Source organism: Streptomyces sp. NBC_01166 (assembly GCF_045039765.1).
Classification (GTDB): Bacteria; Actinomycetota; Actinomycetes; order Streptomycetales; family Streptomycetaceae; genus Streptomyces.
This window is the reverse complement of the sequence record NZ_CP108613.1, coordinates 614,117-626,591: the sequence shown is the minus strand read 5'-3', so window position 1 is coordinate 626,591 and position 12,475 is coordinate 614,117. Positions and strand designations below refer to the sequence as shown.

At 72.8% G+C, this 12,475-nt stretch carries 10 protein-coding genes and 1 pseudogene; 5 read left to right on the top strand and 6 right to left on the bottom strand.

Annotated elements, in window-relative coordinates:
• Nucleotides 1–157 precede the first annotated feature (157 nt).
• A complete protein-coding gene (locus tag OG379_RS03150; RefSeq protein ID WP_405659014.1) occupies nucleotides 158–1,120 on the top strand; it encodes a quinone oxidoreductase family protein in 963 nt (320 codons plus the stop codon).
• Nucleotides 1,121–1,173: 53 nt separating this feature from the next.
• Nucleotides 1,174–1,776: a TetR/AcrR family transcriptional regulator gene (locus OG379_RS03145; RefSeq protein WP_405659012.1), complete on the top strand. Its 603-nt coding sequence runs from the start codon at nucleotides 1,174–1,176 to the stop codon at nucleotides 1,774–1,776.
• A 43-nt stretch (nucleotides 1,777–1,819) separates the two neighbouring features.
• On the opposite strand, the gene OG379_RS03140 is transcribed toward OG379_RS03145, so the two are convergent.
• Nucleotides 1,820–2,329 (bottom strand): NUDIX domain-containing protein, encoded by a 510-nt coding sequence (locus OG379_RS03140; protein WP_405659010.1) that lies wholly within the window; start codon nucleotides 2,327–2,329, stop codon nucleotides 1,820–1,822.
• 208 nt (nucleotides 2,330–2,537) lie between these two features.
• On the opposite strand from OG379_RS03140, the gene OG379_RS03135 reads away from it, so the two are divergent.
• Complete coding sequence (locus tag OG379_RS03135; protein ID WP_405659008.1) at nucleotides 2,538–6,029, top strand: phosphodiester glycosidase family protein; 3,492 nt, start codon at nucleotides 2,538–2,540, stop codon at nucleotides 6,027–6,029.
• Nucleotides 6,030–6,258: 229 nt separating this feature from the next.
• Nucleotides 6,259–7,041, top strand: a pseudogene (locus tag OG379_RS03130) (GH12 family glycosyl hydrolase domain-containing protein); the annotation flags it as partial.
• 97 nt (nucleotides 7,042–7,138) lie between these two features.
• Here OG379_RS03130 and OG379_RS03125 read toward each other — a convergent pair.
• From OG379_RS03125 to dhaK, 3 genes are read right to left on the bottom strand one after another with little or no spacing between them, the layout of a single operon-like run.
• Nucleotides 7,139–7,549, bottom strand: coding sequence for a PTS-dependent dihydroxyacetone kinase phosphotransferase subunit DhaM (locus OG379_RS03125; RefSeq protein WP_405659006.1), 411 nt, complete (start codon nucleotides 7,547–7,549; stop codon nucleotides 7,139–7,141).
• Nucleotides 7,546–8,163 (bottom strand): dihydroxyacetone kinase subunit DhaL, encoded by a 618-nt coding sequence (gene dhaL / locus OG379_RS03120; RefSeq protein ID WP_393754569.1) that lies wholly within the window; start codon nucleotides 8,161–8,163, stop codon nucleotides 7,546–7,548. The genes OG379_RS03125 and dhaL overlap by 4 nt, the downstream gene beginning before the upstream one ends.
• Nucleotides 8,164–8,199: 36 nt before the next feature.
• The gene (gene dhaK, locus OG379_RS03115) at nucleotides 8,200–9,192 is read right to left on the bottom strand and encodes a dihydroxyacetone kinase subunit DhaK (protein ID WP_393754565.1); all 993 of its coding nucleotides are present in this window, start codon (nucleotides 9,190–9,192) and stop codon (nucleotides 8,200–8,202) included.
• 254 nt (nucleotides 9,193–9,446) lie between these two features.
• On the opposite strand from dhaK, the gene OG379_RS03110 reads away from it, so the two are divergent.
• A complete protein-coding gene (locus OG379_RS03110) occupies nucleotides 9,447–10,532 on the top strand; it encodes an NAD-dependent epimerase/dehydratase family protein (RefSeq protein WP_405659003.1) in 1,086 nt (361 codons plus the stop codon).
• A gap of 18 nt (nucleotides 10,533–10,550) precedes the next feature.
• Here OG379_RS03110 and OG379_RS03105 read toward each other — a convergent pair whose 3' ends face one another.
• Together OG379_RS03105 and OG379_RS03100 are read right to left on the bottom strand one after the other, a co-directional pair.
• Nucleotides 10,551–11,663, bottom strand: a complete 1,113-nt coding sequence (locus OG379_RS03105; RefSeq protein ID WP_405659001.1) for a sensor histidine kinase — start codon at nucleotides 11,661–11,663, stop codon at nucleotides 10,551–10,553.
• A gap of 4 nt (nucleotides 11,664–11,667) precedes the next feature.
• Complete coding sequence (locus OG379_RS03100) at nucleotides 11,668–12,438, bottom strand: response regulator (RefSeq protein WP_405658999.1); 771 nt, start codon at nucleotides 12,436–12,438, stop codon at nucleotides 11,668–11,670.
• Nucleotides 12,439–12,475 lie beyond the last annotated feature (37 nt).

The window sequence follows — 12,475 nt, the reverse complement described above, 5'->3', positions numbered from 1 at the left end:
CAGCGGGTTCCGGCACAGACCTCGGGGGTGACCGCTTGGCTCGGTCGACGGGCTCGCGTCCGCACGGACGGTTCCTGGACTTGCCGGTCCATTTTCGGCTCCCTAACGTGCTGAGTGTTTCCCCCGGGCGACGAGCCCACACAGGAAGGTGTCACCCATGCATGCGATCCGCATCGAGGAGCACGGCGGTCCCGAGGTCATGCGCTGGACCGAACTGCCCGACCCGGCCCCCGGAACCGGCGAAGTGCTGGTGCGCCTGGGCGCGGCCGGCGTGAACTACATGGACGTCGGCGCCCGGGCCGAGGGCGGGCCGGGCTGGGCGGCCCCGGCGGTCCTCGGCGTCGAGGGGATGGGGTACGTCGCGGCTCTCGGCGAGGGGGCGCGGGAGTTCGCCGTCGGTGACCGGGTGGCCTGGTTCTACCATCCGGGCAGCTACGCCGAGTTGCTTGCCGTCCCGGTGCACTCGCTGGTCAAGGTGCCGGACGGCATCGACGACGAGACGGCCGCAGCCGTGATGATGCAGGGCTTGACCGCCAGCCACCTGAGCACCGAGACCTATCCCGTCGGTCCGGGTGACACGGCCGTGGTGCACGCGGCGGCGGGCGGCGTCGGCCGGCTGCTCACCCAGATGATCAAGGCGCGCGGCGGGAACGTCATCGGGCTGGTCTCCCGCGAGGACAAGGCTCCCATCGCGAAGGAAGCGGGCGCCGACCACGTCCTGGTCCACACCGGCGGAGGCTTCGAGAAGCGGATCCGGGAACTGGCCGGCGGCCGCGGTGCCGACGTCGTGTACGACGGCGGCGGTGCGGACACCTTTCGCTCCTCCCAGCTCACCCTGCGCCCGCACGGTGTGCACGCCTATTACGGTCCCTTCATGGGCGTACCGACCCTGAGGCCCACCGATCTGCCCAACAGCATCCTGCTGACCTACCCCGTCGTGCATCACCACGTTGCCACGCGTGACGCCCTGGTGCGACGTACCGGCGAGGTGTTCGACCTGCTCATGGACGGGCGGCTCACCCCGCTGGTCACCGGCCGCTACCCGCTCGCCGACGCGGCCCGCGCCCACGCCGACCTGGAATCGCGCCGCACCACGGGCAAACTGCTGCTGCTGCCCTGACCGCCCCACCGGCCCTTGAACGGGTCGCCGACGATCCCGCTCCGGGAGGACACGTGCCGTTGACCCGCAAGGGCGCCGCGACCAGGCAGCGCATCGTCGAGGGCGCCGCCGAGCAGATCCGCGAACAGGGGGTGTTCGCGGTGAGGCTGGAGGACGTCATGGCCCGCACCGCGACCAGCAAGAGCCAGCTCTTCCACTACTTCCCCGGTGGAAAGGACGACCTGCTCCTGGCCGTGGCCCGGCACGAGGCCGACCGGGTGATCGAGGACCAGCAGCCGGAGCTCGGATCCCTCACGTCCTGGGACGCCTGGGACCGGTGGCGCGAGAAGGTCCTCGCGCGCTACCGCACCCAGGGCAGCGACTGCCCCCTGCACACCGCCCTCGCCCAGATCGGCGGGGCCACGGAGGCCACCGGGGCCGTGGCCGGCGAACTGCTCGACCGGTGGCAGCGGCAGCTCGCCGCGGGTATCCGCCATCTGCAGGCCGAGGGCGGGACCGCCCCTGGCCTGGATGCCGACCGGGAGGCAGCGGCCCTGCTGGCCGGCATCCAGGGCGGCGTGCTGATCCTCATGATCACGGGTGCCTCCACCCACCTGGAGGCCGCCCTCGACGCGGGCATCGCTCACCTGCGCGCCGCCGGTCAGCAGGACCGCTGACCGCCTCGACGTCCAGCGCACCGAGACCTCCAAACGAAAGACCCTAGGTCACGCCCCTGTGGGCGCGGCCCTCGCGTACGTGGGCACGCAACCGTTCCACGAAGACCCGCTGGCCCGCCACCAGCCGCTCGAGGGCCTCGTCCGGTGCGCACCAGGCGAATCTGTCCATCTCCGGGAACTCCCGCAGCACACCGGACCCCCTCGGCCACTCCATGGTGAACGTGCCCGGGGTCGCCTCGTCAGGGTCCAGCTCGGCCTCCACGGCCCACACGGTCACGGTCTTGCCACCGGACTGGCGAGTCTCTCCCAGCGGCACCCAGGCGCCGTCGGGGAGGGGCAGTCCGAGTTCCTCCTCGAACTCCCGGCGCGCGGCAGCGGCGGGTTCCTCGTCGGCTTCGTACTCGCCCTTGGGGATGGACCAGGCCGCAGACTCGCGACGGGCCCAGAAGGGTCCGCCCATATGGCCGATCAGGACCTCGGCGTCCGGCCGGCCGTCGTCGCCCGCGACGATCCGGAAGAGCAGAAGTCCCGCGCTGCGCTTGACTGTCGACATGTCGTCAAGTGTGGGGGGCGGTGGGGCGGAAGGCCACCGGTCCGGAGACCCGCCGTTGGCGCGACGCGGGGCCTCCCGGGGTCACCCCTTCGCCGCGTCCTGTTCCTCCTGATGTCCCCGTTGTCCTCTGGTGCGTCCCACCGAGCGCCGTCATGCTGTCCGCCGACAGCGCTTTCCACGCGTAATCCGCTCTGCACCAGGAGGATTTGTGGGCCTTGGCACCTTCCGCAGCGCCCTGCGGCCGTTCGTGCTGCTGGCGACCGTGGCGGCGACGACGCTCGGGGCCGTCGCACCCGCGGCAGCCGACTCCACCCCGGACCCCCGCCCGCACACCACCGCCGAGATCCTCAGACCCGTCGCGCCTCCGCCCGCGAGCGGCCCGTCCGGCGAGGCGAGATCCGTCGTGGACGGCGACGGCATCGAGACCGCCCGTGCCGCCCGCCCCGTCGCCCCCGGCGTACGTCTGAGCTCGTACGACCGGCTCGAGTCCGACAAGTGGCTGCGGGTCGACACCCTCTCCGTCGACCTGGACGGCAGCGGAGTGCGCGCCGACTACCTCTCCTCGGGCAAGGTCGCGGACCGGCGTACGGTCTCCGAGCTCGCGGCCGGGCACGATCCGGGGCCGGGCCGCCGTACCGTCGCCGCGATCAACGCGGACTTCTTCGACATCAACCAGACCGGAGCGCCCCAGGGCCCCGGGGTCCAGGACGGCCGAACGGTCCACTCCCCGGCCCCTGGCGTCAACCGCGCGGTGGGTATCGGGCCGCAGAACGCGGGCCGGATCCTGGAGCTGTACTTCGACGGCACGCTGACCCTCCCCTCGGGAGCGCACCCACTGGCCGCGTACAACGCCGCGAACGTACCGGCCCAGGGCGTGGGTGCCTACACCTCCGCCTGGGGCAGCGCCGACCGCGCGCTGACCGTCGACGACGCGCTGCCCGTCGCCGAAGTGGCCGTGCGTGACGGCAAGGTCGTCTCGGTGTCGGACACCCCGGGATCGGGACCCGTGCCCGAGCACACGGTGGTCCTCGTCGGCCGTGAGGCCGGGGCCGCCCTGCTGACCGCGCTGGAGCCCGGCGACCCGGCCGGCATCGCCTACCGGGCACGCACCGACAGCGGAGCCGTGCCACGCACCGCCGTGGGCGGCCGGGAGCTGCTCGTCGTCGACGGGGCGGCGCAGAACCACGACGGCGAGGGCAACAACACCGCGGCGCCCCGCACCGCTGTCGGGTTCTCCGAGGACGGCCGGACCATGCAGGTCATCACCGTCGACGGCCGGCAGACCGACAGCGGCGGTGTCACCCTCACCGAGCTGGGCGAGATGATGCGCAGGGCAGGCTCGTACAGCGCTCTGAACCTCGACGGCGGAGGTTCATCGACGCTCGTCGCCCGCGAGCCGGGCAGCGACGCGCTCCAGGTGGAGAACAGCCCGTCCGACGGCAGTGAGCGCACCGTCCCCAACGGCCTCGCCCTGACCGCCCCCGACGGCAGCGGGCGGCTCGAAGGGTTCTGGGTCGAGACCCGTACGCCGGCCGGCGCCGCGCCCGGCGACGACCCGGTCGCCGGCGGTCACCCCGAGCGGGTCTTCCCCGGCCTGACCCGCCGGCTCACCGCGGCCGGATACGACGAGACGTACGGACCCGCGGCAGGTGTACCGCGCTGGCGTGCCGTCGACGGGACGGTCGGCAGCGTCGACGCCCGGGGCACGTTCACCGCACGCCGAGGCGGCACGACCGACGTCCGGGCGGAACGGGCGGGCGCCCACGGCGTGACCCGGCTCACCGTCCTCGACCGGCTGGCCCGGATCCGTCCCACCACCGGGCGTGTAGGCCTGGCGGACAAGGAGGCCACAGGCGTCTTCGGCATCGTAGGACTCGACGCCCACGGCACGAGTGCTCCCGTCGAGCCGGGGGACATCACCCTCGACTACGACCACACGCTGTTCGCCGTCGACGACGACGGCCGCGGGTCCTTCACGGTGAGGTCACTCACCGGCTCCGGAGCGGGACAGATCAGGGCCACCGTGGCGGGCGTCAGCACGGTCCTCGCGGTGAGCGTCGGTCTCACGGAGCAGACCGTGTCGGACTTCGAGGACGCCGCTTCCTGGAAGTTCAGCCAGGCCCGCGCGGAGGGCTCGCTCGCCGCGACGCCGGACGGGCACACCGGCACCGGCCTCCGGCTCACCTACGACTTCACCCGCTCGACGGCGACACGCGCCGCCTACGCCGCCCCGCCGCAGCCGGTCGTCGTGCCGGGCCAGCCGCAGGCGTACACGCTCTGGATCAAGGGAGACGGCAACGGCGCCTGGCCGACCTTGCACCTCAAGGACGCCGCAGGCTCCGACCAGCTGCTACGGGGGCCGTACATCACCTGGACCGGCTGGCGGCAGGTCACCTTCGACGTGCCGGCCGGCGCCGCGATGCCGCTCTCCGTGTCCCGCTTCTACCTGGCGGAGACCGCCGCGGCCAGGCAGTACACCGGCGAGATCGTCATCGACGGCCTGACCGCCCAGGTGCCGCCCACCGTCGAACTGCCCGAGCAGCCGCGGGCGGCAGACCCGTTGATCGACCCCGCGGCCGTCACCGAAGCCCGGGACTGGCAGTTCGCGGTGATGTCGGACGCCCAGTTCGTCGCGCGTGAGCCGGACAGCGCCATCGTCCAGCAGGCCCGTCGAACCCTGCGCGAGATCAAGGCGGCGCGGCCCGACTTCCTGGTCGTCAACGGCGACCTCGTCGACGAGGGGTCGCCCGCCGACCTCGCCTTCGCACGCCAGGTCCTCGACGAGGAGCTCGGCGACTCGCTGCCCTGGTACTACGTACCGGGCAACCACGAGGTGATGGGCGGGAAGATCGACAACTTCATCGCCCAATTCGGCCCGGCCCGGCGGACGTTCGACCACAAGGGGACCAGGTTCCTCACGCTCGACACGTCGAGTCTCAGCCTGCGCGGCGGTGGCTTCGCCCAGATCAAGGAGGTGCGCGCCCAGTTGGACGCGGCGGCGAAGGACCGGTCCGTGGGATCCGTGATGCTGATCGAGCACGTGCCCCCGCGCGACCCGACCGTGCAGAAGGGAAGCCAGCTGAGCGACCGCAAGGAAGCCGCCCTCGTCGAACGGTGGCTCGCGGACTTCCGGCGTACGACCGGCAAGGGGGCGGCCCTCATCGGCAGCCACGTCGGGGTCTTCCACGCCTCGCACGTGGACGGGGTCCCGTACCTGGTCAACGGGAACTCCGGCAAGTCGCCGGCAGGCCCCGCGGACGAGGGCGGTTTCACCGGCTGGTCCCTGATCGGTGCCGACCGCGTCTCGCCCGGCGAACAGTCGGCGGTCCGCCACCGGCCGTGGCGGGGCGGGCCCGACTGGGTCTCCGCGCAGACGCGCGCGCACGTGGACGCGCTGACCCTCGACGCCCCCTCCACGCTCGTCGCGGGGGAGCGGACGAAGGTGAGTGCGCACATCACCCAGGGCACGCGGACCGTGCCCGTGGCCTTCCCGCTCAGCGCGGACTGGACCGGTTCGCCGAACGTCCGCGTCGGGGACGCGGACGACGCCCGCCGACGCCACATCGCGACGCTGGATCCCTCCACGGGCACGCTCACCGCCCTCCGGCCGGGCACCGTCACGCTCGCCGTGACCGTCAACGGCGTCACCCGGCAGGTACAGATCCGGATCGCGGCCGGGGTGGAGGCGCCCGCCGCCTGACGTTCCGTCGAGCTCCACGCCACCGCACGGCTCCCCGCCCTGGCCCGGGAGCCGTGCGGTGTTTCCTTGTGGTGCTCCGGCGCGCACAGGGTGTTGGCATTTGGTGGTGACTGAGCCTTGCGAAGAATCACACCAGCCCCATAGGTTCCACGCTGGAATGGAGTGGGAGCGCTCCCAGCCCGGCCCTGCCGGGTCGTCCCGGGCGACTCGGCCCTACCGAAGGGACATCATGAAGAGCCCCATCCGCTTTCTCCGGTCCGTAGGCACCAAAGCCGGCGCGTCATGCGCGGCACTGGCCTCGTGCGCGGCCCTCGCCATCGCGGCCGCACCCGCGCACGCCGACACCCTGCTCTGCGAGCAGTACGGTTCGGCCGTCGTCCAGGGCCGGTACGTGGTGCAGAACAACCGCTGGGGCATCGCCGAGGAGCAGTGCGTCAACGTGACGGCGAACGGCTTCGAGGTGACCCGGGCCGAGGGCTCGGTGCCGACCGACGGGGCGCCGAAGTCGTACCCCTCCGTCTTCAACGGCTGCCACTACACGAACTGTTCACCCGGGACGAAGCTTCCGGCCCAGCTCAGCTCGGTCAGCGGCGCGCCGACCAGCATCACGTACAAGTACGTCGACAACGCGGTCTACGACGCCGCCTACGACATCTGGCTCGACCCCACGCCCCGTACGGACGGCGTCAACCGCACCGAGATCATGATCTGGTTCAACCGGGTGGGCCCCGTCCAGCCGGTGGGCTCGCGGACCGGTTCCGCCACGGTCGCCGGACGCGACTGGGAGGTGTGGACGGGCAACAACGGCGGCAACGACGTGATCTCGTTCGTGGCCCCCTCCGCGATCGCGAGCTGGAGCTTCGACGTCATGGACTTCGTCGACGAGACCGTCACCCGCGGCATGGCGCAGCCCTCCTGGTATCTCACCAGCGTCCAGGCCGGGTTCGAGCCGTGGCAGGGCGGAGCCGGCCTCGCCGTCACCTCCTTCTCCTCGGCCGTCGACACAGCCGGTGCCGAGCGGTCGACGGCGCGTTCCGCACGGTGACCTGAGCCCGGCTGCCGGACCTGCGCCGGCGCTCCTCCCTACGGGGGCGCCGGCGCAGCTTTCCTCATGCCTTCCGGTAGCCGTAGGCGTCCGTGGCCGCCGCCTCCACGGTGTCGAGATCGCCCCCCGCCGACGCCGTCACCAGCGCGGCGACCGCGCCCTCCACGAACGGCGCGTCCACCAGCCGTGCCCCGTCGGGCAGTTCGTCGCCCTCCGCCAGCATGGACTTCACGGTGAGCACCGCGCTCCCGAGGTCCACGAGCAACGCGACCCCGACACCCCTGTCGACCGTCCTCGCCGCCTCGGCGATCAGCTCCGAACTCGTCCCGAGGCCTCCGGCCGAGGTGCCCCCGGCCGCCGCCACCGGTGCCGTCGCGCCCCCGGCCGCGAGCCCCCTGGCCAGCTCGACGACGGCCTCCGCCACCGGTCCGCTGTGCGAGACGAGAACGATCCCGACCTGCTGCGCGTCGCTCATGCGCCGCCCCCGGCGCTCGGTTCCGCGGCCTCGACGAGCGCCCCGACGAGCAGCGCCGCAGAGGCGGCCCCCGGATCCTGGTGCCCGATGCTGCGCTCGCCCAGATAGCTGGCTCTGCCCTTGCGCGCCCGGAGCGGCACGGTCGCCAGAGCACCGGCCAGCGCCGCGTCGCGGGCCTCCTCGAACGAGGAGCCCAGCACCTCGACGGCCGGGAGCAGCGCGTCGAGCATCGTCTTGTCACCCGCCTGCGCCCCGCCGAGCTGGGCCACCGCGGCCACGCCCGCCCCGAGGGCCTCCGCCAGCTGAGCCGGAGTCACCTCCGTCGCGTCACCCAGCGTCTTCCCGGTACGGCGCAGGAGAGTTCCGTACAGCGGCCCCGACGCCCCGCCGACCGTGGAGATCAGATGGCGGCCGGCCAGCGTCAGCACGGCCCCGGGCGCCGCGGGGGCCTCCTTGTCGAGGACGTCGCACACCGCCGCGAAACCGCGCCGCATGTTGCTCCCGTGATCGGCGTCCCCGATCGCGGCGTCGAGCTCGGTCAGCCGGTCCGACTCACGGTCGACGGCAGCCGCGGTGGCGGCCATCCAGCGACGGAAGAAATCGGTGTCGAGCACAAGATCTCCTGTTCCTCACACACAGTGGAAAGTCGTTCACCGGCCCCAGCGGAGCGCGGGCGTCTGTACCGGCGCGTCCCAGAGCCGCACCATCTCCTCGTCCACCTGGCAGAGCGTCACCGAACAGCCTGCCATGTCGAGCGACGTCACGTAGTTGCCCACCAGCGTACGAGCCACCGCCACGCCCCGCTCCGACAGCACCCGCTGTACCTCGGCATTGAACCCGTACAGCTCCAGCAGCGGTGTCGCGCCCATCCCGTTGACCAGCACCAGCACGGGGCCGCTGGGCCGCAGATCCTCCAGCACGGCGTGGACAGCGACGTCGGCGATCTCCCCGGAGGTCATCATCGGGCGGCGTTCCCGGCCGGGCTCGCCGTGGATGCCGATCCCCAACTCCAGTTCACCCGGAGGGAGATCGAAGGTCGGGGTGCCCTTCGCCGGGGTGGTGACGGAGCTGAGCGCCACCCCGAAGCTCCGCGAGGACTCGTTCACCCGCCGGGCCATGGCCTCCACCCGCTCCAGCGGCGCACCCTCGTCGGCGAGGGCGCCGGCGAGCTTCTCGACGAACAGCGTCGCCCCCGTGCCCCGCCGCCCCGCCGTGAAGGTGCTGTCGGACACGGCCACGTCGTCGTCGACGAGGACCCGGGCCACCTGGACGCCTTCGTCCTCGGCGAGCTCGGCGGCCATGTCGAAGTTCAGCACGTCCCCCGTGTAGTTCTTCACGACGAACAGCACCCCGGCGCCGCTGTCGACCGCGGTCGCCGCCCGCACCATCTGATCGGGCACCGGCGAGGTGAACACCTCCCCGGGGCACGCGGCCGACAGCATCCCGGGCCCGACGAACCCCGCGTGCAGCGGCTCGTGCCCGGACCCCCCGCCGGACACCAGCCCCACCTTCCCGGCCACCGGGGCGTCGCGCCGGACCACGAGACGGTTCTCGGGGTCCACGACGAGTTCCGGATGGGCGGCGGCCATTCCGCGGAGTCCGTCCGCGACGACGGTCTCCGGCACGTTGATGAGCATGCGCAACGGTTCCTCCTGGGAGAGCAACGGCAGGCCGGTGATGCTGACCGGCCGTCGGTGTGAATCCGGTCCACTGGTCAGGTGCGTACGGCACCCAGTATCGAAGAGACCCGTGTGATCGGGAAGCGACGCGTCGGGGGACGTGTCACCGAGTCGTCGGCGGCCGTCCGCGCGTCTCCCGACACCCAGGGTCTTACGGTCCGGTGACGTGGGCGTGCCGCACCGCCTTTCCCGTCTCCGGGCGGCCTAGCGTGGCGGCCATGCGTGTACTGGTCACCGGCGGAGCCGGGTTCATCGGGTCGTACATTGTCCGGACTCTCGCCTCCGGCGGGCACGAGCCGGTGATCCTCGACGCACTGCTCCCCTCCGCGCACGGACCGGCCGGGGCCGGGACCCCCGCGGGCGGCCACCCCCCGCCGCCGGGTGTGCGGACGATCGTCGCGGACGTACGGGACCGGGACGCGGTGGCCGCAGCGCTCTCCGGGGTCGACGCCGTCTGCCACCAGGCGGCGATGGTCGGCCTCGGCAAGGACTTCGCGGACGCCCCGGAGTACGTGGGGTGCAACGACCTCGGCACCGCCGTGCTGCTCGCAGGGATGGCGGCGGCCGGGGTCCGGGACCTGGTGCTCGCCGGCTCGATGGTGGTCTACGGGGAAGGGCGCTACGACTGCCCCCGGCACGGCTCCGTCAGACCGGGCCCCAGGGCGGTCGCCGACCTCGACGCCGGACGGTTCGAGCCGCGCTGTCCGGCCTGCGGCGCGGAACTGGTCCCCGGTCTGGTCACGGAGGAGGCAGCCGGCGACCCCCGCAACGTCTACGCCGCGACCAAGCTCGCGCAGGAACACCTCGCCGCCGCCTGGACCCGCGCGACGGGCGGGCGGGCCGTCGCGCTGCGCTACCACAACGTGTACGGCCCGGGGATGCCGAGAGACACCCCCTACGCCGGTGTCGCGTCCTTCTTCCGCTCGGCCCTGGCCCGGGGCGAGGCCCCCCGGGTGTTCGAGGACGGCGGCCAGCGGCGCGACTTCGTGCACGTACGGGACGTGGCGGCGGCCAACGCCGTGGCGCTCACGGCGCTGGGGGAGCGCGAGCCGGGTACCTTCGACGCCTACAACACGGGAAGCGGCACACCGCGGACCATCGGCGAGATGGCCCGCGCGCTGTCCGTGGCCCATGGCGGCCCGGCCCCCGTCGTCACCGGTGAGTACCGGCTCGGGGACGTCCGCCATGTGACCGCGGACTCGCGCCGCCTCCGCGACGAGCTCGGCTGGAAGCCGGAGACGGAATTCGGCGAAGGGATGCGGGAATTCGCCACGGCGCCGCTGCGGGCGCAAGGGGGCCGGTGACACCTGGCCGGGGGTGGCTCAGCCCGATGCGGCAGGAAGGGTGACTTCGAAGCAGCAGCCACCGGCCACGTTCCGTACGTCCGCGCGGCCGGAGTGCGCCTCGACGATCCCACGGACGATGGCGAGTCCGAGGCCGGCCCCCGCGGGCGGCGTGCGGGCCGAGTTGCCCCTCCACCCCGTGTCGAACACGCGCGCGAGGTCCTCCTCGGGGATCCCGCCGCACCCGTCGGTCACCGAGAGCACGAGACCGTCGGGTGAGCGCTGTGCGGCCACCGCGACCGTTCCGTCGGCGGGGGTGCGCCGGATCGCGTTGATCAGGAGGTTGCCCAGGACCCGGCTCATCTCCTTGCTGTCGACCTCCACGGGCACGGCGTCCACCCGGTCGCCGACCAGGCGGACCCCGTGTTCCCGGGCCAGCGGATGGGCCCCGGCGAGCGCGTCGCCGACGAGGTCGTGGGCGGACACCCGGGTTGGGGTCAGCGTGAGCGACCCGGCGTGGATCCGGGAGAGTTCGAAGAGATCACCGACCATGTCGTTCATGCGCTCCACCTCCCGGCGTATCTGCCGCAGGTAGCGGCCGGAGTCCGGGGCCACGCCGTCCTCCAGGGCCTCGGACATGGCGCGCAGCCCGGTCAGCGGGGTCCGGAGATCGTGCGAGATCCAGGCGACGAGTTCCCGGCGCGATCTCTCCAGGGCGCGCTCGCGCTCCCGGGAGCTTTCGAGCTTCGCGCTCGTCGCCGCCAGTTCGCGGGTGAGCGCGGCGAGTTCCGCGGTGGCCTGCCCCTCCGGGGCCGCGAACGTGCCCCCTTCGCCGAAGTCGCGGGCGGCCAGCGTCAGGTCCCGGCTCCTGGCGGCCACCCAGCGGCCCAGCAGCATCGCCGTCGCGAGGGACACGGCGGCGGCCATGGCGACGACGGTCGTCACCACCGTCAGGTCGTGCGGGGAGAGGAACATCGCCCAGGCCACGGTCAGGGTCCCGGCCAGCATCGCCGTGACGGCAACCGCCGCGACGACGGTCAGGGAGACCGCCAGGGGGCGGTGCCGGAGCAGCCGCAGGGCCAGGGCGCCCAGCAGTCCGGCGGCGGCGGCGCCGAGAAAGGCGAGGAGGGCGATGAGCAGCAGGTCGGTCATGCGCTCAGTCCCCGGCAGTCTCGTCGTCCGGCAGATCCATGCGGTAACCCACGCCCCACACCGTCTGGATCAGAGTGGGACGGGCGGGATCGCGCTCGACCTTGCCGCGCAGTCGGCGCACATGGACCGTCACCGTCGACAGGTCGCCGAAGTCCCAGCCCCAGACCTCCCGCATCAGCTCCTCGCGGGCGAAGGCCTGTCCAGGGTGGCTCAGGAAGAACGCGAGCAGATCGAACTCCCGGAGTGTGAGAGCGAGATCCCTCCCGTCACGGGTCGCACGGCGGGCCAGTGGCTCCAGGCGGAGTCCGGCACCGCCGAGCCGGGTGGGTGAGCCAGCCTCGGTGCGCCGGCCCCGGCGTAGCACCGAGTCCACGCGCAGCACGAGCTCACGTGGGCTGAAGGGCTTGGTCACGTAGTCGTCCGCGCCGGTCTCCAGGCCGAGGATCCTGTCGTCCTCGTCCCCTCTCGCGGTGAGCATGATGACGGGCACGGGCCCCTGCGCGCGCATACGGCGGCACACCTCGAAGCCGTCCATGCCGGGGAGCATCAGGTCGAGCACCACCAGATCGGGGCGCAGAGCCGCGAAGCGTTCCAGTGCGGCCGGTCCGTCGTCCGCCCGCTCGACGTCGTAGCCCGCGCGTCCCAGATACCCTGCGGCGACCTCCGCGACCGTCGGATCGTCGTCCACGACGAGGACCCGGCCGTGCGACACGCCGTCCCCGCGGCCGTTCGGTGATTCGGCACGGCGGTCCGGAGGGGAGGAGATGTTCTGCATGGTGCCCACTGTGGCATCACCGGCCGCCCGTCCGGAG